Genomic DNA, 25,062 nt, shown 5'->3' with positions numbered 1-25,062 from the left:
GGGCACTGAAGATCTTTAATCTTCTTTCTTCATCAACCCGGCCAACGCCGCAAACGGGTTGTGCGTCGCCTTGGCAATCTTCGGCGTACTCAGCGAGCCTTCGTCGAAATACTGCTGATCGGTATACCGCGAGTGTTCGTTGTCATGGCAATACAGGCACAACAGCTCCCAGTTCGAGCCATCCTGAGGGTTGTTGTCATGGTTGTGGTCGCGGTGATGCACGGTCAGTTCGCTGAGGCGCTTGCCGGAGAACTCACGGGCGCAACGGCCGCACACGTGCGGGTACATCTTCAAGGCCTTGTCGCGGTAACCCATTTCCTTGTCGCGCTGGTTATCGGCGAGGATGCGGTCCAGCTTCGATGTGTTGGTTGGGGTGGACGAACTCATGGGTTCACCTTTGTAAAAAGACTAATGACGGTTATGACGTGAGTTTAGCTCAGCCCTTGAGCTTCTCGGCAATCCAGATGGTGTGGCGGGTGCCCTTGTTGCCGTGGGCGAAGACTTGTACTTCCTCGGCCTTGAAGCCGGCCTTTTTCAGCTTGTCGGAAAACTGCCGGTCGGCGCTGGCCGACCACACCGCCAGCACGCCTTTTGGCCGCAGGGCCTTGGCACACGCGCTCAGGCCGCCAGCGGAGTAGAGCCAGCTGTTGGCTTTCTGGGTCAGGCCTTCGGGCCCGTTGTCGACGTCGAGCATGATCGCATCGAAACCTTGTGGCTCGGCTTGCAGCACTTTGGCCACGTCTTCCATGCGGATCACCGTGCGCGGGTCGAGCAGCGGGTTGCCGGCTTTCTCACCAAGAGGGCCACGGTTCCACTCCACCACGCCGGGTACCAGTTCGGCCACCACCACTTCAGCGGATTTACCCAAATGCTTGAGCGCCGAGGCGAGGGTGAAGCCCATGCCCAGGCCACCGATCAATACTCGCGAATTCGGCCGGCCGGCGACCTTGCGGCAGGGGATTTCGGCCAGGGCATCTTCAGAGCCGTGCATGCGGGTGTTCATCAACTGCCCGCCGTCACCGCCCTGAATCTTGATGACGAAGTCCTCGCCGTATTCGAACAGGCACAGGGCACCGCCGTTTTCAGGAATGGGGGTGGTGTCGAGCAGAACGAAACGTTTCATGGGGCTCTCTTGATGAGAAATTGACTACGGAGGAAGGCAAACACGCGCAGTTGGGAGTAGCCTGCAAAAGGACAACAAGGCCAACGGAGCCATTGATGAAGCGCACCATTCTAACGGCCATTGCCCTGGCCGCGCTCTCGATAACTGCAGTGCAGGCCCAGGAGCTGCAAACCATCCCGACCAGCCCTGCGCCGATGCCCGGTTCACCCGGCACCGCCACCCCAACGCCATACCCGCAGATCACCCCCACCAGCGTGCCCAAGGCCGGTTCCGGCAGTGGCGGGCCACCGTTGTTGCCGCGCATCGAAATGCCCAACCCGCCCAAGGACCAGACCTTGCCGGGCCTTGAGCCGGGTACGCCGAAAATCAAAACGCCAGGAGGGTAAGTATCCGGTCTCACAAATACTGTTCCTTTTTGACGGCGTCTGTTGCCGTCAAAAGAGGAACGTATTTGTCAGACCGGACACTAAATCTGCTGCGAGAGCAGTTGCCCATCGGCCATGCGCAAGCGTTTGGAGAGGGAGACGGCGAGGGCGCGGATGATCTTGGCGGCGATTTTCGGCGCGTCGTTGAGCATCTTTTCCAGGGAGTCCTTGCCCAGGTTGAGCAACTGGCAATTGCTTGCGGCCACGCAACTGGCTGAGCGCCGTTCGCCATCGAGCACGGCCATTTCGCCAAATGCCCGACCGCTGCGCAACGTGGCCATGGTCACCCGCTGCCCCTCGCTGTTGGTCTTCTGCACCGCGACCTGGCCGGTGTGGATGATGCACATGAAACTGCCGGCATCGCCCTCATGGAAAATCTCTTCGCCTTCGGCGATGGTGCTGATGCTGAAGTAACCCGAAGCCGCCACGAAGTCTGCCGGCAGCAGTTGATCGAACAGGCCGCAGTCCATCAGCCAGTCGCGAATTTCTTTGTTCAATGAGGTCGGTTCTGACATGTCGTCACGGTCTTTTTTTTGTGTCTGGTTCCGGTTTTTTGGATGTCCTCAATCCTTTGTGGGAGCGAGCCTGCTCGCGATGGCGGAGGCACATTCAACATGGGTATTGAATGTGATGCCCTCATCGCGAGCAGGCTCGCTCCCACAGGGGATATGTGTTGCATCCGGTCCGGCGTACTGGTGTTAAGACCGGGACGCCGGGCCAAGTTCCTCAGGCAATGCCCAAAACCTTCAAAACAAATGCGTATTCGAGGGCTACGTCACGTAATCCCTGGTAACGACCGCTCATTCCACCATGCCCGGCGCCCAATTCAGTCTTGAGCAGCAGGGGATTGGTGTCGGTTTTGGTCGCGCGCAGTTTCGCCACCCACTTGGCCGCTTCCCAGTACTGCACGCGACTGTCGTTGTAGCCGGCGATCACCAGCGTCGCCGGATACGCTTGCGCACTAACGTTTTCGTACGGAGCGTAGGCCTTGATCCGATCATAGACGTCCGGCTCTTGCGGGTTGCCCCATTCGTCGTATTCCGTGACGGTCAGCGGCAGCTCCGGGTCGAGCATGGTGTTGAGCACGTCAACGAACGGTACTTCGGCAATCGCCGCGCCGAACAGCTCCGGCCGCTGATTAAGCACGGCGCCAATCAGCAGGCCACCGGCGCTGCCACCGCTGATCGCCAGCTGCGATGGGATGGTAAAGCCGTTGGCGATCAGGTGTTCGGCGCACGCGATGAAGTCGCTGAAGGTGTTGTGCTTGTGTGCCTGCTTGCCAGCGCGGTACCAGGCTTCGCCCAACTCACCGCCACCGCGTACATGAGCAATGGCAAACGCCATGCCGCGATCCAGCAGGCTCAAACGAGCATGGGAGAACCACGGGTCGAGGCTTTCGCCATAGGCGCCGTAGCCGTACAGATAAAGCGGCGTCGGCTTGCCGAGGAATTCGCGTTTGACCACAAGGCTGATCGGCACTTGCATACCGTCCGGTGCCGTGGCCCAGAGCCGCTGGCTGACGTAGGCATCGGCGTCGAACGGGCCGAGCACGGGGGTTTCCTTGAGGACTTTCTGTTCGCCGCTGGTCAGAATCAGTTGGCGGATCTGCGCCGGACGGTTCAAGGCCTCGTAGCGCAGACGGATCCGGTCGCTGACAAATTCCAGGCTGTTCTGCACATGCAGGCTGTAGGCCGCGTCCGGCAATTGCACGCGATACGGCACCAAGTCCTGTGGGCGGACTTCGATGATCGGCAGGCCACCTTCGCGCAGGCTCAGGGTCATGGCCTCGGCGTTCAGGCTCATGCCTTCGAGCATCACCGTGTCGCTGTGGGGAATCAGGTTCTGCCAGTCGGCTTCGGTCGGCGCGACGCCGGTATCGACGGCCTGGTACAGGGCGAAGTTGATGCCGTCGCGGTTGGTGCGGATCAACCACGTCCACTCGCCATCGAGTTTGCCATGGTCGACATCGTATTCATGCTCTTCGACCCTCGGCGCCAGGCAGGTAAAGGCCTGATGCGGCAGCGAGGCGTCGAGCGCCCAGACTTCGCTGGTGGTTTTGCTGCCCAGCGACAACAACAGTTGCCGTTCGGAGCTTGAGCGATAGCAATGCAGGAAGAATCGGCCGTCCGGCTCATGGAACGCTTCTTCGGCCGCCGTGCCGTCCAGCCGATAGCGCAACAGTTTGTGCGGGCGATGAGTCTCGTCGAGTTCGCCGAAAAACAGCGTCAGGCTGTCGTTGGCCCAGGTCATGCTGCCGTCACAGTCCTGGAATTCCAGTTCGCTGACGCGGCCGTCGGACAATTCCTTCACGAACAGCGTGTAAATCTCTTCGCCCGAGGAGTCGATGCTGTAGGCCAGGCGCTGGTGGTCCGGACTGATGCTGAACGCGCCCAGGGAAAAGAAGCCGCCCTTGGCCAGCACGTTCGGATCAAGCAGCAGCAGTTCCTGGCTTTCATCGATGTGCAGGCTGCCATCGGCCGGACGCGGGCAGCGGTAGTGACGGGCGTATTCGTCGCCGGCGGTGGTGCGGGTGTAATACAGGTACGGGCCCCAGGGCGAGGGCAGCGACAGATCGGTTTCGAGAATCCGCGCCTTGATCTCTTCGAACAGGGTTTCGCGCAGCCCGGCCTGATCGGCGGTTTGCGTCTCTTGATAGCGGTTTTCAGCTTTCAGGTAATCGAGCACCGCGTCGGTGTCGCGCTCCTGCAGCCAGGCATACGGGTCGGAACCATCGGCCTTGTGGGCAATCGGAGCGCTGGTAACGTTGGCGGATAAGGGCATGAATGGCTCTCGAACAATGTGCGGAATAGGGTTTTGCAGGCGACATGCAAATCTTGATGCCTCTGCAGACCTGTGGGAGCGAGCTTGCTCGCGATGGCGGATTGCCAGACAACATTGATGTTGAATGTACTGACCTCATCGCGAGCAAGCTCGCTCCTACAGGCTCTGAGTCTTGCTCAACTGGTATTGGGACAAGCCTGACGTGCGAAAAGTCGTTACTATAAGCGCCTCTTTGCCTGCCTTGCCATGGACACCATGACCGAGAACGACTATCTGATCGCTTGGGGCCTCTACGCCTTTGCCGCTTTAGGCTGCCTGTTGGTGTGGATGCGCATCACCCGCTGGATGTGGCGCTGGCTGCGTGAGCCGTTGCGGCTGCTGATGGCGGTGTTGCTGTTCAGCCCGACCATCATCGACCCGGTGAAGGAAAAGGTCGCTCCGGCCATCGCCATCACTGCCCTCGACTTGCTGTTCAAGGTCGGCAACAACGCCTGGCGCGCGATTTCCGATCTGTTCATGTACGGCATGATTGCCTTCGGCATTTACCTGGTGTTCGTGGTGATCCGTTTTCCCATCGAGCGCGCCTCCAAGGCTCGTAAGGAACAGGCGGCCGCCGCCAAGGCAGCGGCGCGGACCGACGAACCTGATGACGATCAACCTTTCGGCGGTGCCGGCGATGATCGTTACGGCCGGCCACCGGTCCCGAGCAACCCTCAGCGTTTGCGGGTCGAACCGCGTCTGTAACCGTGCCCCTGTACTGAATCGAGAGTCCGAGCATGTGTGAGTTATTGGGCATGAGCGCCAATGTCCCGACCGATATCGTGTTCAGCTTCACCGGGCTGATGCAGCGCGGCGGCCGCACCGGGCCGCATCGTGACGGTTGGGGCATCGCTTTCTATGAGGGCCGTGGCCTGCGGCTGTTCCAGGACCCGGCGGCGAGTAGCGAGTCGGAAGTGGCGAACCTGGTGCAGCGTTATCCGATCAAAAGTGAAGTGGTGATCGGCCACATCCGCCAAGCCAACGTCGGCAAGGTCTGCCTGTCCAACACCCACCCGTTCGTGCGCGAGTTGTGGGGGCGCAACTGGTGTTTCGCCCACAACGGCCAGTTGGCCAATTTCAACCCGACCGCCAGTTTTTACCGCCCCGTTGGCGATACCGACAGCGAAGCGGCGTTTTGCGATTTGCTCAATCGGGTGCGTGCAGCATTCCCCGAGCCGGTCGATATCGAAGCGCTATTGCCGGACCTGGTGGCCGCCTGCGCCGAGTACCGCAGCAAAGGCGTATTCAACTGCTTGCTCAGCGACGGTGATTGGCTGTTCTGCTACTGCTCGAGCAAACTGGCGCAGATCACCCGCCGTGCACCATTCGGCCCGGCACGATTGAAGGACGTCGACGTGATCGTCGACTTCCAGGCCGAAACCACGCCCAACGACGTGGTCACGGTAATCGCCACCGAACCCTTGACCGAAAACGAAACCTGGACCCGCTACGAACCGGGCCAATGGAGCCTCTGGCGGCGCGGTGAATGCGTCAGTCAGGGCAAGACCGAATAAGGATCTCTCACCCATGTTGCTCAGTTATCTACGGCTGGTGTTATTCGCGGCGGGCCTGTTGATCGGTGTCCAGGTGCCTGGGTTCATCAGTGACTATGCCAAGCGGGTCGAGGCGCATCTGATCGAGGCACAGACCGGTTTGAGCGGTTTTCAGGGCACCGCCAATCAGTTTTTCAAGGGGGATATGCAGGCGCTCGTGGCCCATTACCGTGCCAGCGAAGACCCGATCTTTCGCAGCGATGCCGATAGCCTGAGCGCCTTGCTCACCCGTCAGCTGTCCCTCGACAAGCAATTCCAGGCCATGCAGGGCCCGTGGTACATCCGCTTCCTGCAAGTAGCCCTGGCTGCCGACCCGGATATTCGCAAGGAAACCTGGAATGGCTACAGCTACCAGATTCTGCTGACGCCGGAAGCGATGATCTGGGGCATGAGCGGCGCATTGCTGCTGTCGTTTGGCATTGAATGCCTGTTCCGGTTGATTGATTGGGTGGTGCTGGGCGGCAAGCGTTTGCGCCAGAGCCGGCCGATCGAAGAGCGGGATTTGCGCGGGTTGTAACGCTGGAGCCAACTTGTCAGGCGACATGTATGCCGGCAGATCGCTCGCCGGCAAGCCTGGCTCCTACATATCCGATTGATCCTTAACTGTGGCAAGCCGGCTCCTGTTTTTACCAATCGACCGAGTAGCTCATGCTCAGCGTGCGGCCTTCGGCGTTGGCGTACGGCGCTCTGGCGTTGGCCTGGGTGAACAGGTTCTGGTACGTGCGGTTGGTCAGGTTATACACGCCGCCTTCAAGACGACCGACCGGCAGTTGCACGGAGCCGAGCAGGTCCACCAGCGTATAGCCTTCGATCTCGCGTCCGTTGTTGTCCTTGGCGGCGGCGTCGTAATTGGACAAACGCATGCCTTGCAGGCGCAGGGTGTAGTCGTCTTCGGTGTAGCCGACGAACAGTGTGGTCTTGGCTGGTGAGATGCGCGTAGCCGGCAGATCGATCCATTTACCGTTCTGCTCGGTCTCGCCTTTGGCCCAGGCATAAGTGCCACCCACCGACCAGCGATCGGTCGCGCGGTAGGTCAGGCTGTTTTCGATACCGCGAACCCGCTCTTTCTGGTTGATCAGGCGCAATACGCGATCATTGGCATCGTAGAACTGGGTCACGTCCGAGGTGTTTTCATACACGGTGACGTCGGCCTGCCACTGGTCCCAGTTACCGCGCCAGCCCAGCTCGTAACTGTCGACCTTGATGGCCTGGGCGTTGAGACTCTGAATGTCGAAGGTGCTGCTGACATCACGCATGAAGCGCTGGATATCCGGCAGCGAAAATCCCTGGCTGTAATTGGCGAAGACGTCCTGGTTTTCACTCAGGTGGTAGACCGCCCCCAGGTTGTACAGCGTGGCATCGTATTTGAGGGTGTCGCCGGGCAGCGTTGCGCTTACGCCGGTCTGGACGATCTGACCATAAGCGATGCTGTCGGAGACGTCGCTTTCGATCCATTCGCGGCGCACACCGCCACGCAAGGTCCAGTCACCGATGTCCCAGGACATCTGCCCGAACAGCGATTTGGTGGTGGTTTCGATGTCCGGGCCCAGCTCGTAAGTGGTGCCGGTCTTGGTGTAATTCAGGCCATTGAGCGTGTATTGATCGCCGCGTTGGCGGGAGCGCTCATTATCATAGTCGGCGCCCCAGACCAGATTACCCGTGGCGCTTCCGATCGCTGGCAGCGGCGTGTCGATGGCCGCGCGCAGGCCGTAGACATCCTGCACGCTGTTGTTGTCGGAGATCCCGGCCTTGCCTCGCGACAGGTCCGGGAAGAACAGTGCATCGGCGCGGCGCCAGTAGCTTTCCAGTTGCAGGCCCTGACCGTAGAAGTCCTTGTCGGTGTAGTTGAGGTTGACCGCCTGGTTATGGGTATAGGGTTGGTCGTCGAGCTTCAGCCCTTTGACGGCCACGGCTTGCTGCGAGTTTTTCGGGTCTTTGGTGTAGCCAGTGTCCTGCTGGTCCTTGTAGTCCTGCAGCGACAGGCTGATTTTTTTGTCGGCATCCAGTTCGTAACCGAAACGACCTTGCAGATCATAGGTTTCGGTGTCCATGTTGCTGCCCTGGGAAGTGTCCTGAGGGATGCGGTTGCCGTTGCCATCGTACTGATCGTTACGCTGGGTCAGGTCGGCGGAGACATACCAGTCCAGGGCATCCTTGCGCCCCGTTGCACTCTGAAAGGCTTCGTAGGCGAAGCCTTTGCGGTTGAGGTTGTTGCCGCTGGTCAGGCCCAGTTTGCTGCTGTAGGCAATGTCCTGGCCCTGATTGCGCTTGGTGATGATGTTGATAATGCCGCCTGAAGCACCGGCACCGTAGATGCTGCTGGCGCCGGAGATCACTTCGATGCGTTCGATGCTGGCCGGGGCGATGCTGTTGAGCTGGCGGAAGTTGTCGCGCGTGGCGTTCTGCGATACGCCGTCGACCAACACCAGCATGTTGCGCCCGCGCAGGGTCTGGCCGAAGTTGCTCATCCCGCCGCTGGACGGCGCAAGACCGGGGACCAATTGCCCGAGGATGTCGGAGACCCGGCGACCCGCGCCGCTCTGCTCACGGACCTGCTGTTCGTCGATCACCTGGACCGAGCCCGGAATCGAAGCAATGCTCGCTTCGCTGCGAGTAGCGGAGACGACGGTGGCTTGCATGTTCAAGGTGCCGGGCTGCTGCTCGGTATCCTCGGCCCAGGTCTGGGCGCTGAAGGTACCGAGCAGCGGGATCAGCAGAGAGAGTTTGGTTCGGATCATGACGGGGTCTTTTTTAGTTGTGATAAGTGTGAGGCGATAAGGTCGAGCGGTCCGGCGCGGCGTTGAATGAGCGCACCCAGCGGATCCCGATGGCGGCGATGGCGTAGGTCAGCGCCACCAGCCAGAAACTGTGAGCCAGGCCAACCAGGCCCATGCCGATCCCGCCAAGGACGACACCGAGCAGAGCGCCAGCCTTTGCCGCGCTGTTGCCCAGGCCCAGCGCGAAGCCCTGCTGGGTGATGGAAATGGTGTTGGCGATCAGTGCATAGGCGACGGGCAGCAGGGCGCCTTGCCAGATGCCCCAGACGAGTCGACTGACGAGAAACCCCAGCCATTCGTTGGCCAATGCCGTGGCTGCCAGCGTCAGGGCACACAGCCAGGCCACGCCTTCGATGACGCGCAAGGTGTAGGCCGGCTGCCAGCGGTCGAACAGGCGGCCCCACAGCGGTGCGGAAATGGCCAGGGTCGCGGCGCTCGCCGCGTAGGTGGCGCCGATCAGCCAGCTTGGGGCATGCAGAATGTTCGCGACGTACAGCGCGTAGAACGACTGCGGCATCATCTTCGCGGCCTGAATCAACACGATTACCAACAGGATTCCACCGAGCCAGCCTTTGGGCAGGGCCACCGGTTCAACCGCCTTTTTCTTCGGGGTCCGGGCCTTGTCGGCCGGCAGGAAAAAACTCCCCAGTGCGCACAGCAGGCAAATCGCCGTCGCGCCATAACAGAGCAGGGCAAACCCCGAGACGTCCATCAGCCAGCCACCCAGCACGGGGCCGATCAATGAGCCGACGGCGGTTGCCGATTGCAGGCGGGCCAGGGTGTGGCCACGTCTGGAACTGTCGCAGCAGGCCAAGGCATAGGCTTGCGCGGCAGCGAGAAAGCCGGCCAATGCGCCTTGCATCACGCGAATACTCACCAGCAGCCACGGGTCGAGGGTGATGGCCGCCAACCCTTGGCACAGCGCGAGTGCCAGCAACGCCCGAACAATCATCGGTTTGTGTCCGGTGCGATCCCCCAACCGGCCCCACATGGGCGTCAGGAGCATGGCCGCCAGCATCGGACCGGCATAGACCAGCGCCGATAACAGCGCGGTGTAGCCGGCGCCCTCCGGCCCGAGCAGGTGCTGGATCTGCAAGGGCCAGAACGGACCGCTCATTTCCATTGCGCCCATGGAGACAAACTGGATGACGATCAGCAGTCGCAGGGCGCGACCGTCAGCGAGCATGGACGTTTGGGCGCAGCGGATTATTCAGGCGTCCGACGATGTCGGCATGACTGTCGAGCAAGCGCATGCGCATGAACGATTTGGCGGGCCAATCCTGTTCCAGCAAGGCCTGGCGCTCGCTTTCCCAACGCGCCGGTTCAACGCGCTCGCGCAAGGTCTCGAAGCACTGTGCAACGTGCGATGCCAATCGCTCCCACAGGATACTGTCCGACACATTCCAGTGGCGGGCACAGAGCAACGTCAGTTCACCGAGGTGGCACATGAACGTGGTGTGCAGGAGTTTGTCGCGGACAAAGCCTGCGTCGTCATACAGGGTCATTTTCGGATCGTGCAGCTGGATATCCAGGCCCTTGGCGTGCAGGGTTTTGCGATCGATACGAACGTCACCGAAATCACGCAACAGCAGCCGATTCAACTGTCCGTCAGCGCCCATCACCATGAAACTGTTTTGCTGATGCGCTTCGAACGCCACGCCATACATCAGGTAGATGCCCAGCAGGCTCGGTACGGCAATCGACAGGTAATCATCGAAGAACGCCAGCATGGCCTCGCTGTCGTCAGTGCCCTGAGCCAGCTTTACCCAATCACGCAGCAATGGTTGTTCGAATTCGTTGACGGCGAACAGGCTGCCGACCGGCACCGCCAACTCGCCTTCTTGCAGCAGGGTAAGCGGGTTGTCGCGATACAGCACGGCAACATGCCGGGAGCGCTCGTCATCGGCCGGCAGTGGTGCGTAGTGCACGCCGATGCGCTCTGGAACGATGTTCAGCAGACGCTGAATCTGCGGCTCCTGATCGAGAATATCCAATACCAGTTGGCTGATGCGCGGACCCATCCGGGCGGAGCGCGGCGACACCGTGCGCTGCACGCTGGTCAGTCGCAAAGCCACCGGCAGTTTGACCATCGGCGCGATGCGACTCGCCTCCGGCAGGACCGTGCGGAAGGACATGGTTGGATGGCCGGTAAAAGCCACGATGTCGGTGACGATCAGCAGGTTGTCGGCGATCTCGTTGGCGAACGAATGTGGCAGCTCTTCATGGGCTTGCCATGGGTGCGACGGAAGCGGGAGGTAGTCCTTCGCGTCCAGGCCCAACTGCTGCAAATGGCGTTGCAATTGCTCGGCGGCCTGTGGGAAGTGACCTTGCCACCAGTCCTGGTAATCGCTGGAGCCAGCCAGCGCTTCGACGTGTGCGTATTGGCGGTGCAGGGCGCACAGCACGATCGGAAAACTCGCTTCGAATTCTGGCGAGAAAGCGATGACCTGAGCGGCGCTCAAGCCCAGTTTGGTCTTGTAGTTCGGGTGCCACGGATGGCCGAGCGTGCCCCACTGTTCGAGCAATGACGTAGGGTTCAGGTGGCTGGGGCCGGTTTTGAGCCAGGCGAGCAGATTGTCATCGTGCTCGGTATTGATCTGCTCTCTCAGGCGCTCGGTCCATCCATGGTGAAACGCCAGGCACAGGGTGTCGTTGCTGAAGCTGTCATCCAGCTCCCGGGCCAGGCGTTCCAGTACCTGTGGAGAGGCTGGCGGGTTGAGCTGAGTGCTGAGGTGAGCGAGCAGTTCGCTGGGCAACTGGATTTTTTGGGGCAGTCTGTCGGGGCTGTGCAGAACGATGCTGCCGCGCACGTCCCAGCTGTTCATTCTGCCGCCGGACAAATGCTCGAAGCAGAGATGCGCGCCATCGCCAAGCGGCAGCCAGCAACGGCTGGTGTCGTCGTATTCGCAGGCGTCGGGGTTGATCAGATCTTCACGAAACAGCGCCTGGATCAGGCGTTGGAAACAGCGCTGGGCGGCGGGCTCCAGCGCATTGCTCAAATGATCGAGCGTGATGCGGTGGGACTGGAAAGCCTGAGTGCCAAGCGCTTCGCTCCAGTGAGCGAGCAATTGTTGCTGTTTTTGCGTGTGACCGCGCATCAGGTCCGACTCCTTCTGGACAATTGTTTAGCTGAAAGCGCGCAGAGAATACCTCTTAGAAAAAATAATGCAAATGATAGTGGTTCAGATTTAGAGTTTAAAAATGTCCTTCAGATCTTGCTCTGTGGTTTGCTCAAGACGATGTAGTGCTCGCCCACTTTCTGCGCATAGCGCTCCACGACTTGCTGACACAACGTGACAATCTCCTCGACCCATTCCACGCCCACGCGCCACGACACCACCACCTGCAAATTCGGCGGTCGCTGATCGATGGTCAGCAGAGTCAATTCCCCACGCGCCAGTTCTTCGGCCACCAACACCGGCGGCAACGCGCCAATGCCGAAGCCGTCCCGCAGCAACCGGGTAATCGCCGACACCGAATTCACGCAGTTGAGCCGTGGCGCCATGACCCCATTGGCCTGCATCAGGGCAAGAATTTCCTGGTGCGGTTGAGAGTTTTTCGAATAGGTGATGATCCGCTCCCGCGCCAGATCGGCAACACCCGAATACTCGCGGTTGTAGATGGAATTGCTGGCCACGATCCAGCCAATCGGATGACTGGCCAGCTCCAGGCTGCGCACGCTTTCCTGACGCAACAGGTCGGTTTGCAGAATCAGATCGAGAAAGCCTTTTTGCAGCTGATCGCAGAGGTTGAGCGCGGTATCGGCCACCAGCTCGATTTCCACCAGCGGGTAATGATCCATCATCTGCGCCACCAACGGGCTGAGCCAGGTGTGGATCACCGTGTCCATGACGCCGATCCGGACCCGCCCGACCTTGCTTGAGCGCGTCTCGATCGAATGCTTGAGCGCCTGCATCGTGTCCATCATCTGCTCGGCATATTCGAGCACTTTCAGGCCTTCGGGCGTCAGGCTCACGCCGCGAGAATCGCGCAGGAACAGCTTCACCCCGAGCTCGCCTTCGAGCACGGCGATACGGCTGGAAATCGACGCCTGGGTGGTGAAGAGCTTGTCTGCCGTCAGGCGAAAACTTTTAAGTCGGGCGACCCAGACAAAGGTCTCGAGAAACTTCAGGTTCATGGGATCGGCTCGTGGGGCTCAGCGCGTGGGATAAGGTTTTCTTATGTCTAGGGCGGGTTTTTATTAGTTGGACGCAGCAGGGCCGGCGGCCCAAAAATCGGCACATCCGGTTCCCACGATAGGCGTCGTCGGGGCTCAGAACAATACCAATAAAATTTGCACGGAGACTTGCCATGAGTGCGCCCGACACCCTCGTTCCCAAAGCCACGGCTCGCCCGGGGCCCTTCGACTGGTACCACAACATCAACAAGCAGGAACGTCGCACGTTCTGGAGCTGCAAGATCGGCTATGGTCTGGACGGCATGGACACCCAGATGCTCAGTTTCGTGGTGCCGACCCTGATTGCGATGTGGGGCATTACCACTGGGCAAGCCGGGCTGATTCACACCAGCACCCTGATCGCCTCGGCCATCGGTGGTTGGGTGGCGGGGATTCTCTCCGACCGCATCGGCCGGGTGCGCACCCTGCAACTGACGGTACTGTGGTTCGCGTTCTTCACTTTCCTCTGCGGCTTCGCCCAGAACTACGAGCAACTGTTGATCAGCCGCACGTTGATGGGTTTCGGTTTTGGTGGCGAATGGACCGCCGGTGCCGTGCTGATGGGCGAAGTGATCCGCGCCAAGGACCGTGGCAAAGCCGTCGGCATGGTGCAATCGGGTTGGGCGCTGGGGTGGGGGCTGACAGCGATTTTGTATGCCCTGCTGTTTTCGGTGCTGCCGCCGGAAGACGCTTGGCGGGCATTGTTCATCCTTGGCATTGTGCCAGCGATTTTCGTGATCTTCGTCCGCCGCCTGGTCAAGGACCCGGAAATCTACCGCGAAGCCAAAGCCAGGCAAGAGCCAAGCAACCCCGCCAAGTTCTATGAGATTTTCGCCCCCGGCATCCTTTTCACCACAATTCGCGCGTCGATCCTGACCACCGGTGCCCTCGGCGGTTACTACGCGATCACCTCCTGGCTGCCGACATTCCTGAAGAACGAACGGGGCTTGAGCGTACTCGGCACGGGCGGTTATCTGGCCATGGTGATCATCGGATCCTACGTCGGATACGTGATCAGCGCGTATTTGACTGACATCCTCGGTCGTAAAAAGAATTTCATTCTGTTCGCGGTCGGCTCGTTCACCATTGTTCTGCTGTACACCCAATTGCCGGTCAGCAACGGCGTGATGCTCTGGCTGGGCTTTCCCCTGGGCTTCTTCGCTTCGGGGATCTTCAGCGGCATGGGCGCGTTTTTGACCGAGCTGTTTCCGACGCGGATACGCGGCTCGGGCCAGGGTTTTTGCTACAACATCGGTCGGGCGCTGGCGGCATTGTTTCCGCTGCTGATCGGTTTGCTCAGCCAGAAGGTGCCACTGAGCGTGGGAATCGGAGCCTTCGCGGCGGTGTCCTACGGGGTAGTGATCCTGGCGGCCCTGAGCCTGCCGGAAACCCGTGGCAAGCAACTCGACGCTCAATAACCAGATGTCCGGTAACTGATAATCTGAGGGGCATATGTCCTTCAGTTAAAAAGATAAATGCCTACAGGAGTGTTCACCGTGAGCCGCCTGCTATTGAACTGCGACATCGGCGAGAGTTTCGGTAACTGGACCATGGGTCTGGACGCCGAGGTCATGCCCTTCATTGATTGCGCCAACATCGCCTGCGGCTTCCACGCCGGCGACCCAAGCATCATGCGCAAGACCGTCAGCCTGGCCCTGAGCCACGGGGTGCAGATCGGTGCCCATCCGGCCTATCAGGATCTGGTGGGGTTCGGTCGTCGATCCATGGCTTACACCGCCCAGGAACTGCAGGACCTGTTGCATTACCAGATCGGCGCCCTCGACGGCATTTGCCGGGCTCAGGGCGGGCGGGTGAGTTACGTCAAACCCCACGGCGCGATGTACAACGACATGATGGCCAACCCGGCGCAATTGCGTGCGGTGATTCAGGCTGTGGCCGCTTATGACCGGACGCTGCCGCTGATGCTGATGGCCACCCGTGATAACAATGCCGCCCAGCAACTCGGCGATGAATATGGCGTGACGTTGTGGTTCGAAGCCTTCGCCGATCGCGCTTACGACAGCGCAGGGAAGCTGGTTTCGCGGCAATTGCCGGGTGCTGTGCATCACGATCCCGAGACAATCATCGAACAGGCGTTGACGATCGCCCGTGGCGACAACCTCACTGCCAACGACGGCAGTGCCTTGCACTTGCAGGCCAACACCCTGTGCGTACACGGCGACAACGCCAGTTCGGTGGCCGCCGTGCAGCGCATTCGCGAGGCCTTGAATCAGCAGAGCGCATCATGAAGCTACGGGTGGAAGTGGTGGCGCTGGATTACCTGATGGTGCGTCTGTTCGATGAAATCAGCGAGACCAACATGCCCTGGATGCTCGCGGCCAGCGAGCGTCTGCGAGAGGCGTTTGCCGGCCATTTGATCGACCTGGTGCCGTCCTACACGACGTTGATGGTGCATTACGATCTGATGGCGTTGAATCCGGCCCAGGCGCGGGAGTTGATCGCTGAAGCCTTGATCGATCTGTCGCCCAACGCGCGGGCCAAGGGCAAATGCCATGTGTTGCCGGTCTGGTATGACCTGAGCGTCGGTCCGGAACTGACTTTGCTGTCTCAGCGCAGCGGATTAACGGTGGAAGAGGTGATCCGACGTCACAGCGCACGCGAGTACCAGGTGTTCGCGTTGGGCTTCGCGCCGGGGTTTGCCTTCATGGGGTTGGTGGAAGAAGTGCTGGCTGCGCCGCGTCTGAATACGCCGCGCAAAAAAGTGGCTGCCGGCAGTGTCGGCATTGCCGAACGCCAGACTGCGGCATATCCGGTGGTGTCCCCCGGCGGCTGGAACCTGATCGGCCGCACCCCGGCCAAATTGTTCGACCGCGAGCGCGACGGCTACAGCCTGATGCAACCGGGTGACACGGTGCGCTTCGAGGCGGTCAGCCATGCCGAGTTCATCAATTTGGGCGGTGATGACACACCGTTGGAGGCGCAGGCATGAGCCGACTGACGATTGAGGCAAGTACACCGCTGTGCCTGTTGCAGGATGCCGGGCGGTTTGGCGTGCGGCATTTGGGCGTGACCCAGGGCGGCGCGCTGGATTGGCGATCGATGTCGTGGGCCAATTGGCTGCTGGGCAATGGGCTGGATGCGCCGGTGATCGAAATCACCCTCGGCGGGTTTACGGTCGTTGCCCAAGAAGATTGCGTGCTGGCGTTGGCCGGGGCGGATCTGGGAGCGCAGGTGGATGGCGAGGCATTGGCACCGTGGCGCAGTTTCAGGTTGAACAAAGGTCAGCAATTGAAATTCACTCAGCCGCTGCTTGGCGCTCGGTCTTACTTGGCGGCCCCGGGCGGATTTGATGCGCCAGAGGTGTTGGGCAGTAGCGCAACGGTGGTCCGTGAAGAGCTCGGTGGGCTGGATGGCATGGGTCGGGCGTTGGCCAACGATGCGCCGTTGAGCTATTCGGGGAGCTCGCTGTTACTGCTGCGGGAGTTGGCGCCCGAACAAGTACCGAATTTCAAACTCAATGCACCGCTGGACCTGGTGCTCGGCGCACAAATCGGCGAGTTCAGTGGACAGAGTCTGTTCGACGCATTCAACAGCGCCTGGACCCTCGACAGCCGTGCCGATCGCATGGGCATGCGTCTGTTGGGAACGGCGTTGCAGTATCAGGGCAAGCCGATGATTTCCGAAGGCATCCCGCTGGGCGCGGTCCAGGTGCCACCGGACGGGCAGCCGATTGTGCTGCTCAATGATCGGCAGACCATTGGCGGGTATCCGCGGTTGGGGGCGTTGACGCCATTGGCATTGGCACGATTGGCGCAGTGTCTGCCAGGGACGAAGGTGCGGTTGAAACCGGTGGTGCAGGACGTGGCGCATCGGGAACAGGTCGAGTATTTGCGCCGGTTTTTGCGCCGCTAAAAGCATCGCGAGCAGGCTCGCTCCCACATTGGATTTCGGTCGTACACAAATACTGTGTTCGCTGGAGATCAACTGTGGGAGCGAGCCTGCTCGCGATAGCGGCCGAACAGACGACGAAGATTATTTGGACAAAAACCGCATCCCTTCCTCCAACCCCCGCAACGTCAGCGGGAACATCTGGTCATCAATCAAATCCCTCACGATGTTGGTCGACGAGGTATAGCCCCAGGTGTCTTTCGGGTACGGGTTGATCCAGATGAGCTTCTTGTACTTTTCCTTGAAGCGCTGCATCCACACGTAACCGGCTTCTTCGTTCCAGTGCTCGACGCTGCCACCGGCCTGGGTGATTTCATAGGGCGCCATGGCGGCGTCGCCGATGAAGATCACTTTGTAGTCGGCGCCGTACTTGTGCAGCAGGTCCTGGGTGGCGGTGCGCTCGGAGGTGCGGCGCATGTTGTTCTTCCACACCGATTCATAAATGAAGTTGTGGAAGTAGAAGTACTCCAGATGCTTGAACTCGGTCTTGCAGGCCGAGAACAGCTCTTCGCAGATCTTCACGTGGGCGTCCATCGAACCGCCGATGTCGAACAACAGCAACAACTTGACGGTGTTGCGCCGCTCCGGACGCATCTGGATGTTCAGCAACCCGGCATCGCGCGCGGTGTGGTCGATGGTGCCGTCAATGTCCAGTTCTTCGGCTGCGCCTTGACGGGCGAATTTGCGCAGGCGACGCAGGGCGACCTTGATGTTGCGCGTGCCCAGTTCGACCGAATCGTCGAGGTTCTTGTACTCGCGCTGATCCCAGACTTTGACCGCTTTGCCTTGACGCTTGCCGGCATCGCCGACCCGAATGCCTTCCGGGTTGAAGCCACCGGAGCCGAACGGGCTGGTGCCGCCGGTACCGATCCACTTATTGCCGCCGGCATGGCGTTCTTTCTGTTCTTCCAGGCGCTTCTTGAACTCTTCGATCAGCTTGTCCAGGCCGCCGAGGGACTGGATCTGCGCCCGCTCTTCATCGGTCAGGGAGCGTTCGAATTCCTTGCGCAGCCAGTCTTCGGGGATCAACGCCTGGAGGTGGTCATCGAGCTTTTCCAGGCCCTTGAAGTAGGCCCCGAACGCCCGGTCGAACTTGTCGAAATGCTTTTCGTCCTTCACCAGAATCGCCCGCGACAAGTAATAGAACTCGTCCATGTCGGCGAAGGTCACGCGCTGTTTCAGCGCGTTGATCAGGTCCAGCAGCTCACGCACCGAGACCGGCACCTTGGCTGCGCGCATTTCATTGAACAGGTTGAGCAGCATGGCGATCGCCTCTCTCTATCGGGGCTTAGCGAGAGCCGCGACGGCTCATGAACGCCAGACGCTCAAGCAATTGCACGTCTTGTTCGTTCTTCACCAAGGCGCCTGCCAGCGGCGGAATGGCCTTGGTCGGATCGCGCTCACGCAGCACCGCTTCGCCGATGTTGTCGGCCATCAGCAGTTTCAGCCAGTCCACCAGTTCAGAGGTCGAGGGCTTCTTCTTCAGGCCCGGCACCTTGCGCACATCGAAGAACACGTCCAGCGCTTCGCTGACCAGGTCTTTCTTGATGTTCGGGTAATGCACGTCGACGATCCGTTGCATCGTGATGCGATCCGGGAAGGCGATGTAGTGGAAGAAGCAGCGGCGCAGGAAGGCGTCCGGCAGCTCTTTCTCGTTGTTGGAGGTAATGATGATGATCGGGCGCTTCTTGGCCTTGATGGTCTCGTCGATCTCGTAAACGTAGAACTCCATCTTGTCGAGTTCTTGCAGCAGGTCGTTAGGAAACTCGATGTCGGCCTTGTCGATTTCGTCGATCAGCAGGATTACCCGCTCTTCGGACTCGAAAGCTTCCCAGAGCTTGCCCTTTTTCAGGTAGTTGCGAACGTCGTGGACCTTGTCCGTACCCAGCTGCGAGTCCCGCAGGCGACTGACCGCGTCGTACTCGTACAGGCCTTGATGCGCCTTGGTGGTGGACTTGATGTGCCAGGTAATCAATTTGGCGCCGAAGGATTCGGCCAGTTGCTCGGCGAGCATGGTCTTGCCGGTGCCTGGCTCGCCCTTGACCAGCAGTGGCCGCTCCAGGGTGATGGCGGCGTTGACCGCCAGCTTCAGGTCATCGGTGGCGACGTAGGCCTGGGTGCCTTCGAACTTCATCTGCTAATCCTCGAACGGTAACGCCGACCTGAACGAGGCAGGGCGGGGCGCAATAAATGGTCAGGCTCGACTATAACGCGCTGTCCGGTCGACTGTGAACGCAGACGGCTTATTCAGTCTCTGAATGGGGCGTCACTTCGTGACTCATCCCGCATCCGGCTTGGGCCGTTCGTATTGGGCATTGAACGCCTGGATGAAACCATTACGCAAAATCTGCAAAAAAGCCTCGAATGCGCTGATATCTCGCTGATGTACGCTGCCTTTGAGCTCGACGCGAGTGGCGAACTGGTTTGCCGGTTGGTTCTTCAACGCATTCTCGGTGCCGCCGACGAGTGCTTCCCAGATGGAGCGAAAAATCCCTTTGTCTTTGTTCTCCACGTCCTGTTGCCAATTGAACACTTCAACGTCGCGCAATAGCGGCTTGATGTAGCCAGTGAGTTGACCCTTGTTGGCTTCGGCTTCGATGACCAGGTCACCATGGCCGGCATTGAAGTCGAACTTGCCATAGGCCGAGGCGAAGTCGTTCATGCGTTTGAGTTCAAGGTTCGTGGCGCGCAGGCGGAACTCGAAACTCTGGAAGTCGCTCAGCGGGTCGAAGGTTGCCGTTGTTTCCAGCGGTGCATGCCCCAGCAACAGAGCCTTGCCGTCGAGTCGGGCATCGCGTTTGCCTTTGGTGTCGACCACGTTGGTCAGGTTGTAAATGCTGGCATTGACCTGAGTGGCATTCATGTTCACGGGCGGTTTTGAAGTGAAGTTCCGAAAGGTCACCCGGCCGTCGTTGATCCGCACTTCGTTCAGGGTAATCGGCAGTAATTTTTCCAGTTGTGCCCGCCAGTCGGTGCCCTGACCGGTCTGGGAGTTTTTCTTGTTGGCGCCGCCATCGACGAAGTTCACCTCGGGTTTGTCGAACCGCGCCTCGGCCACCACGGCGTGGTCGTACCAGAGTGAATGCCAGCTGACAGACAGGTCGATCAATGGCGCGTTGACGAAAGGCACCGGGACCTTACCGTCGACTTTAACGATTTTCAGTCCGTTGATTTTGTAGGCGCCGCGCCACAGGGCCAGGTCCACGTCGGTAATCTGCCCGCGGTAGTCACCCATGTTCGCCAATCGCTCATTGAGGTAATCGCGCACGATATAGGGCAGCGCGATGTGCAGGGCAACCAGCAGCACAACGAGGCCGGCGAGGGTCCATAGAGGCCAACTGTATCGACGCTTCATGGCGGCAAATCTCAGGCGGTGTAAAGCGATTGACTGCTGGGGTAAGCAGACGTTCGACTGACTGGACGACCACGGGTAACAGGCATACCGTGGACAGCTAATCCAACGCTGTATAAGGACCCAGCCATGAGCCGTATCTACGCTGACAACGCCCATTCCATCGGCAATACGCCGCTGGTGCAGATCAACCGTATCGCCCCGCGCGGTGTCACCATTCTGGCCAAGATCGAAGGGCGCAACCCCGGTTATTCGGTCAAGTGCCGGATCGGCGCGAACATGATCTGGGAGGCCGAAAGCAGCGGTAAGCTCAAGCCCGGCATGACCATCATCGAACCCACCTCGGGCAACACCGGTATCGGCCTGGCGTTCGTTGCCGCCGCCCGCGGTTACCAGCTGGTGCTGACGATGCCGGCGTCCATGAGCATTGAGCGACGCAAGGTGCTCAAGGCCCTTGGCGCCGAACTGATACTGACGGAGCCGGCCAAAGGCATGAAAGGCGCGATCGAGAAGGCCGCCGAAATCCTCGCCAGCGACCCGTCCACTTACTTCATGCCGGCACAATTCGAAAATCCGGCCAACCCGGCCATCCACGAAAAAACCACCGGCCCGGAAATCTGGAACGACACCGACGGTGCAGTCGATGTGCTGGTGGCGGGCGTCGGAACGGGCGGAACCATCACCGGGGTTTCGCGGTATATCAAGAATACCCAGGGCAAACCGATTATCTCGGTGGCGGTGGAGCCGCTGGTGTCTCCGGTGATCACCCAGACGATCGCCGGGGAAGAGGTCAAACCCAGCCCTCACAAAATCCAGGGTATCGGCGCCGGTTTTGTGCCGAAGAACCTCGACCTGTCGATGGTCGACCGGGTCGAACTGGTCAGCGACGATGAGTCCAAGGCGATGGCCCTGCGGCTGATGCAGGAAGAAGGGATTTTGAGCGGCATCTCTTGCGGTGCTGCCATGGCGGTGGCTGTGCGTCTGGCCGAAACCCCGGAAATGCAGGGCAAGACCATCGTGGTGATCCTGCCGGATTCCGGCGAACGCTACCTGTCGAGCATGCTGTTCAGTGATCTGTTTACCGAACAGGAGAATCAACCGTAAGAGCTGCCGGAGGCTGTGATCTTTTGATTCTTGTGTGACAGGGGGTGATTCAGGTCAGCCCCTGTTCAGGAACCCTATGTTAAGAAGTGCTTTATTACACAATGCTTAACACTGAATATTGAGTTATGCGGGTTTTTCCCGAGGCCGGTAGTGTTTATCATGGCCGACTGCCACGTCGGGTAAAGGGCGTTGTGCGGAGTTACCTACTATCAAGGAGTTGTTGATGAGCTTTTCCTTTGTCGCGAAGGCTTCGGTGTTGTTGCTGTTTCTCGGCAGCACGCTCTATGTGCATTTGCGTGGCAAGGCGCGTTTGCCGGTCCTGCGTCAGTTCGTCAACCACTCGGCCCTGTTCGCGCCTTACAACGCCTTGATGTACCTGTTCTCCGGCGTGCCCTCAAAACCTTATCTGGACCGCAGCAAGTTCCCGGAACTGGACGTGCTTCGGGACAACTGGGAAGTTATCCGCGACGAGGCCATGCACTTGTTCGATGAGGGCTACATCCGCGCCGCCGAGAAGAACAACGACGCCGGTTTCGGTTCGTTCTTCAAGAAGGGCTGGAAGCGTTTCTACCTCAAGTGGTACGACAAACCGTTGCCATCGGCCGAAGCCTTGTGCCCGAAAACCGTGGCCCTGGTCAGTGGCATTCCCAACGTCAAAGGCGCGATGTTTGCGCTGTTGCCCGGTGGCAGCCACCTCAACCCGCATCGGGACCCGTTTGCCGGTTCCCTGCGTTATCACCTGGGGCTGTCTACGCCGAACTCTGACGATTGCCGCATCTTTGTCGACGGTCAGGTCTATGCCTGGCGCGATGGTGAAGACGTGATGTTCGATGAGACCTATGTGCACTGGGTCAAGAATGAAACAGAGAAAACCCGGGTCATCCTGTTCTGCGACATCGAACGCCCACTGAGCAACCGCCTCATGACCCGCATCAACCGCTGGATCAGCGGCTTGCTGGGCCGCGCCACTGCGCCACAGAATCTTGATGACGAGCGCGTCGGCGGGATCAACCAGGCCTATGCCTGGAGCAAGAACTCAAGCGACAAATTCAGCGGCGTGATCAAACAGTGGAAGCGTCGTAACCCCAAGGCTTACCGTGTACTGCGGCCGGTGCTGGCGGTGGTGGTGTTGACGTTGTTGGGGTATTGGCTGTTTGGTTAAGGCCGATTCCGGGATGAAAAGCCGCTCCTTGGGAGCGATGCCAGTCAGTTAAGCGCAATCCATGAGGGAGCGGGCTTGCCCGCGATGGCGGCGTTACATTCAATACATTCGTTGACTGACATCCCGCTATCGCGGGCAAGTCGAATCGTCGCACCGCCGCTCCCACAAGGTTTCGCACCTTGAGCATTATTCCTTGTGAGCGTTTTTATGGGCGCTCACCACAGGGATCGTGCCAGACTCCTGTTTCTCAGCTTTTCTGTTAACTCATTGCAATCCATGTCATACGCTGGTTATTCTCGGCGCTCTGTGGTTTCCTGAACCACTCTTTCACCCATCAAAAAAGATCAGCCCATGCCAGCTTCCCTCATCAACGCGGTAGTCGATTCAGCGGTCAACGCTGGCGTCGTGCCGTGCGGGGATCAGCAGCCTGCGCAGATCAGTCATTACCCTCCACCTGTCAGTAGCACGCCGGTGTGCGCAGTCGTATCACCGCCGGGCGTTGGCTTTTCGGGCTGATCAGCTTTCTGCTGTTCCCATGCCTGTCTGAAAAAGCGCTCGCTTGAAAAAACTACTGAATTTCAGCTTCGGCTGAGTTGGCTTTTTGCCTGACTACAGGTGGTATTCATGTTTGTCCTTTCGAAAAAATCCGCGCTCGCGGCGGCGTCCACGAGCCTGTTCGTTCTGCTGTGGAGCAGCGGGGCGATCTTCTCTAAATGGGGCCTGGCCCATGCATCACCCTTTGCCTTTCTGCTGATTCGCTTTGTCATCGCCTTGTGCGGCTTGATGCTGCTGGTGCCGTTGCTCAAGCTGAAGCTGCCCAAGGGCGGCAAGCCGATGTTGTATGCGATGGCCACGGGCGTGGTGCTGTTGGGGGCTTATCAGATTTTCTATCTGTTGGCCCTGGACCTGAAAGTCACGCCGGGCGTGATGGCAACCATCATGGGCGTTCAACCGATTCTCACCGTAGTGATCATGGAGCGGCACCGATCAATAAGTCGGATGTTCGGTCTGGCACTGGGCTTGGCTGGGTTGATCATGGTGGTCTATCAGGGTATCGGGCTGGCCGGCATGTCGTTGGCCGGAATGCTTTTCGGTCTGTTGGCGCTGGCGAGCATGACGTTCGGTTCGATCATGCAGAAACGCATCACCGACAATCCCCTCGGCACACTGCCGGTGCAGTACCTTGCCGGGCTGTTGCTCTGCGGGATATTCGTGCCGTTCCAGCCGTTTCATTTCGAACACGGCGCGGGGTTCATTGTGCCGGTGTTGTGGATGGGATTGGTGGTATCGGTGCTGGCGACGTTGTTGCTATACCGCTTGATCGCCCGGGGCAATCTGGTGAATGTCACCAGTCTGTTCTACCTGGTGCCAGCGGTGACGGCGGTGATGGACTACCTGATTTTTGGTAATCGCCTGGCGATGTTGAGTCTGTTGGGGATGGGGCTGATCATTGTCGGCCTGGTGTTTGTGTTCCGTAAGAGCGCTTGAAACCCAAAGGCTGCTCCAGGCACAGCTCCTGCATTGGATCTTCGTCGTAACAGGACCCAATGTAGGCGCTGGCGTGGGCTGCGATTTTTTTCGGGGCCGCCGAAGAGCAAGATCAAAAGATCGCAGCCTTCGGCAGCTCCTACAGGGGGAATGCCTTTCCACTGTAGGAGCGAGGCTTGCCCGCGAAGGCGTCATCAGCAACACCACATCACTACCGGGCAGCCACCTCAACCGGCTTCACCACCGCCGGCTTCAACACCAGCCACAATGCCGCCGCAATCAACACCCCGCCATACAGGTGCGCCATCGACAATGGCTCATCCAGCAACAGCGCCCCCCACAACACGCCGAACGGCGGGATCATGAAAGTCACGGTCATCGACTTCACCGGCCCGATCGAGCTGAGCAAACGGAAGTAAATGATGTACGCAAACGCCGTGCACCCCAAGCCCAACCCGAGCAACGACAGCCAGACGCTCCAGCCGCCCCAGCTCGCCGGTGGCTGACTGATCACGCTGTAACCGAACAGCGGCAGCAAAAACAACGTCGCACCCAACATGCTGCCGAGCGCCGAAAGACGGCTGTCGAGGCCGCCCGCGTGATCGAGCCAGCGGCGCGCAAGGAACCCGGCAAAGCCATAACACGTAGTGGCCAGCAGGCAGGCGAGGGCACCCATCAGCAGTTCCATATCGAACGCCACCGGGCCGGCACGGGTCAGGACACCCACGCCAAGCAATCCGAGGAAAACCCCGCCAAGCTTGGCGGCGGTGAGTTTTTCATGGAAGAACAGGCCGCCGATCAACACGCCCATCAACGGCGTGGTGGCGTTGAAAATCGCCGAATAACCGGCCGGCAGCACTTGGGCCGCGACGGAGTAAAGAGTCGCCGGAATCCCGGAGTTGATCACCCCGAGCAGCATCACGGTCTTGAGTTTGCCTTTGAAATCCCAACTGATGCGCATCAGCCCGAGGATCACCAGCAGCCCGGTCGCCGCAATCGACACGCGAAAAAACGCAGTGGGGATTGTGCCAATCACTGGGGCAATAATGCGCATGAACAGAAAGCTCGCACCCCAAATGGCGGCAAGTGACAACAAACGCAGGATATCGACGGGGTTCACAGCACTTTCCTTCCTTGATTGGCGCGCAAGTGTCGCGCCAGTCTGGGCACAA

General features: G+C 59.7%; 24 protein-coding genes. 12 read left to right on the top strand and 12 right to left on the bottom strand.

Going from position 1 to position 25,062, the window contains the following annotated elements; all coding sequences use genetic code 11:
- Window positions 1–15: 15 nt before the first annotated feature.
- Together KGB14_RS05245 and KGB14_RS05240 are read right to left on the bottom strand one after the other, a co-directional pair.
- Entirely contained in the window at window positions 16–387 is a 372-nt protein-coding gene (locus tag KGB14_RS05245; protein WP_007898702.1) for a YajD family HNH nuclease, read from the bottom strand.
- Between the two features lie 49 nt (window positions 388–436).
- A complete protein-coding gene (locus KGB14_RS05240; protein ID WP_218437328.1) occupies window positions 437–1,123 on the bottom strand; it encodes a spermidine synthase in 687 nt (228 codons plus the stop codon).
- 95 nt (window positions 1,124–1,218) lie between these two features.
- Between KGB14_RS05240 and KGB14_RS05235 the strand changes: the two genes are divergently transcribed.
- Window positions 1,219–1,509, top strand: coding sequence for a hypothetical protein (locus KGB14_RS05235; RefSeq protein ID WP_223484417.1), 291 nt, complete (start codon window positions 1,219–1,221; stop codon window positions 1,507–1,509).
- Window positions 1,510–1,589: 80 nt separating this feature from the next.
- Here KGB14_RS05235 and KGB14_RS05230 read toward each other — a convergent pair whose 3' ends face one another.
- Both KGB14_RS05230 and KGB14_RS05225 read right to left on the bottom strand, forming a co-directional pair.
- Window positions 1,590–2,063: a cyclic nucleotide-binding domain-containing protein gene (locus KGB14_RS05230; RefSeq protein ID WP_223484416.1), complete on the bottom strand. Its 474-nt coding sequence runs from the start codon at window positions 2,061–2,063 to the stop codon at window positions 1,590–1,592.
- 211 nt (window positions 2,064–2,274) lie between these two features.
- Complete coding sequence (locus KGB14_RS05225; protein ID WP_223484415.1) at window positions 2,275–4,329, bottom strand: S9 family peptidase; 2,055 nt, start codon at window positions 4,327–4,329, stop codon at window positions 2,275–2,277.
- 246 nt (window positions 4,330–4,575) lie between these two features.
- Between KGB14_RS05225 and KGB14_RS05220 the strand changes: the two genes are divergently transcribed.
- The 3 genes from KGB14_RS05220 to KGB14_RS05210 are packed head-to-tail and all read left to right on the top strand — an operon-like array spanning window position 4,576 to window position 6,438.
- Window positions 4,576–5,073, top strand: coding sequence for an MFS transporter (locus tag KGB14_RS05220; RefSeq protein WP_223484414.1), 498 nt, complete (start codon window positions 4,576–4,578; stop codon window positions 5,071–5,073).
- Between the two features lie 32 nt (window positions 5,074–5,105).
- Window positions 5,106–5,882 (top strand): class II glutamine amidotransferase, encoded by a 777-nt coding sequence (locus KGB14_RS05215; protein WP_223484413.1) that lies wholly within the window; start codon window positions 5,106–5,108, stop codon window positions 5,880–5,882.
- Between the two features lie 13 nt (window positions 5,883–5,895).
- A complete protein-coding gene (locus KGB14_RS05210) occupies window positions 5,896–6,438 on the top strand; it encodes a DUF2937 family protein (protein WP_223484412.1) in 543 nt (180 codons plus the stop codon).
- Between the two features lie 109 nt (window positions 6,439–6,547).
- Here KGB14_RS05210 and KGB14_RS05205 read toward each other — a convergent pair whose 3' ends face one another.
- The 4 genes from KGB14_RS05205 to KGB14_RS05190 all read right to left on the bottom strand — a co-directional run bounded on the left by KGB14_RS05205 (window position 6,548) and on the right by KGB14_RS05190 (window position 12,836).
- Complete coding sequence (locus KGB14_RS05205; RefSeq protein WP_223484411.1) at window positions 6,548–8,659, bottom strand: TonB-dependent receptor; 2,112 nt, start codon at window positions 8,657–8,659, stop codon at window positions 6,548–6,550.
- Window positions 8,660–8,672: 13 nt separating this feature from the next.
- Window positions 8,673–9,884: an MFS transporter gene (locus tag KGB14_RS05200; RefSeq protein ID WP_223484410.1), complete on the bottom strand. Its 1,212-nt coding sequence runs from the start codon at window positions 9,882–9,884 to the stop codon at window positions 8,673–8,675.
- Complete coding sequence (locus KGB14_RS05195) at window positions 9,874–11,796, bottom strand: IucA/IucC family protein (RefSeq protein ID WP_223484409.1); 1,923 nt, start codon at window positions 11,794–11,796, stop codon at window positions 9,874–9,876. The genes KGB14_RS05200 and KGB14_RS05195 overlap by 11 nt, the downstream gene beginning before the upstream one ends.
- Before the next feature lie 110 nt (window positions 11,797–11,906).
- Window positions 11,907–12,836 carry a LysR family transcriptional regulator gene (locus tag KGB14_RS05190; RefSeq protein WP_223484408.1) on the bottom strand — a complete coding sequence of 310 codons (930 nt, stop codon included), beginning with the start codon at window positions 12,834–12,836 and terminating at the stop codon, window positions 11,907–11,909.
- A gap of 173 nt (window positions 12,837–13,009) precedes the next feature.
- Between KGB14_RS05190 and KGB14_RS05185 the strand changes: the two genes are divergently transcribed.
- The 4 genes from KGB14_RS05185 (at window position 13,010) to KGB14_RS05170 (ending at window position 16,748) form a co-directional block, all read left to right on the top strand.
- Window positions 13,010–14,293 carry an MFS transporter gene (locus KGB14_RS05185; RefSeq protein WP_223484407.1) on the top strand — a complete coding sequence of 428 codons (1,284 nt, stop codon included), beginning with the start codon at window positions 13,010–13,012 and terminating at the stop codon, window positions 14,291–14,293.
- A 78-nt stretch (window positions 14,294–14,371) separates the two neighbouring features.
- Window positions 14,372–15,124 carry a 5-oxoprolinase subunit PxpA gene (locus KGB14_RS05180; RefSeq protein WP_223484406.1) on the top strand — a complete coding sequence of 251 codons (753 nt, stop codon included), beginning with the start codon at window positions 14,372–14,374 and terminating at the stop codon, window positions 15,122–15,124.
- Window positions 15,121–15,825, top strand: coding sequence for a 5-oxoprolinase subunit PxpB (pxpB, locus tag KGB14_RS05175; protein ID WP_223484405.1), 705 nt, complete (start codon window positions 15,121–15,123; stop codon window positions 15,823–15,825). The genes KGB14_RS05180 and pxpB overlap by 4 nt, the downstream gene beginning before the upstream one ends.
- Entirely contained in the window at window positions 15,822–16,748 is a 927-nt protein-coding gene (locus KGB14_RS05170) for a biotin-dependent carboxyltransferase family protein (RefSeq protein ID WP_223484404.1), read from the top strand. Before pxpB ends, KGB14_RS05170 begins: the two co-directional genes overlap by 4 nt.
- A 120-nt stretch (window positions 16,749–16,868) precedes the next feature.
- Here KGB14_RS05170 and KGB14_RS05165 read toward each other — a convergent pair whose 3' ends face one another.
- The 3 genes from KGB14_RS05165 to KGB14_RS05155 all read right to left on the bottom strand — a co-directional run bounded on the left by KGB14_RS05165 (window position 16,869) and on the right by KGB14_RS05155 (window position 20,139).
- Window positions 16,869–18,047: a vWA domain-containing protein gene (locus tag KGB14_RS05165; RefSeq protein WP_223484403.1), complete on the bottom strand. Its 1,179-nt coding sequence runs from the start codon at window positions 18,045–18,047 to the stop codon at window positions 16,869–16,871.
- A 25-nt stretch (window positions 18,048–18,072) separates the two neighbouring features.
- A complete protein-coding gene (locus KGB14_RS05160) occupies window positions 18,073–18,918 on the bottom strand; it encodes an AAA family ATPase (RefSeq protein WP_223484402.1) in 846 nt (281 codons plus the stop codon).
- A 144-nt stretch (window positions 18,919–19,062) separates the two neighbouring features.
- A complete protein-coding gene (locus KGB14_RS05155) occupies window positions 19,063–20,139 on the bottom strand; it encodes a DUF748 domain-containing protein (RefSeq protein ID WP_223484401.1) in 1,077 nt (358 codons plus the stop codon).
- A 126-nt stretch (window positions 20,140–20,265) separates the two neighbouring features.
- Here KGB14_RS05155 and cysK point away from each other — a divergent pair, with 126 nt between their 5' ends.
- The 4 genes from cysK (at window position 20,266) to KGB14_RS05135 (ending at window position 23,890) form a co-directional block, all read left to right on the top strand.
- Window positions 20,266–21,240: a cysteine synthase A gene (cysK, locus tag KGB14_RS05150; protein ID WP_223484400.1), complete on the top strand. Its 975-nt coding sequence runs from the start codon at window positions 20,266–20,268 to the stop codon at window positions 21,238–21,240.
- Between the two features lie 223 nt (window positions 21,241–21,463).
- Window positions 21,464–22,402 carry an aspartyl/asparaginyl beta-hydroxylase domain-containing protein gene (locus tag KGB14_RS05145; RefSeq protein WP_223484399.1) on the top strand — a complete coding sequence of 313 codons (939 nt, stop codon included), beginning with the start codon at window positions 21,464–21,466 and terminating at the stop codon, window positions 22,400–22,402.
- Window positions 22,403–22,753: 351 nt separating this feature from the next.
- Window positions 22,754–22,918, top strand: a complete 165-nt coding sequence (locus KGB14_RS05140; protein ID WP_177409388.1) for a hypothetical protein — start codon at window positions 22,754–22,756, stop codon at window positions 22,916–22,918.
- Between the two features lie 108 nt (window positions 22,919–23,026).
- Window positions 23,027–23,890 carry a DMT family transporter gene (locus KGB14_RS05135; RefSeq protein WP_223484398.1) on the top strand — a complete coding sequence of 288 codons (864 nt, stop codon included), beginning with the start codon at window positions 23,027–23,029 and terminating at the stop codon, window positions 23,888–23,890.
- 211 nt (window positions 23,891–24,101) lie between these two features.
- Here the strand turns inward: KGB14_RS05135 and KGB14_RS05130 are convergent, their stop codons facing one another.
- Window positions 24,102–25,010 (bottom strand): DMT family transporter, encoded by a 909-nt coding sequence (locus tag KGB14_RS05130; protein ID WP_223484397.1) that lies wholly within the window; start codon window positions 25,008–25,010, stop codon window positions 24,102–24,104.
- Between the last annotated feature and the right edge of the window lie 52 nt (window positions 25,011–25,062).

It is taken from the genome of Pseudomonas sp. A-RE-19 (assembly GCF_019956555.1).
Lineage (GTDB): Bacteria > Pseudomonadota > Gammaproteobacteria > Pseudomonadales > Pseudomonadaceae > Aquipseudomonas.
Note: the sequence above shows the minus strand (reverse complement) of the source record. Positions and strands in the feature narration are given on the sequence as shown.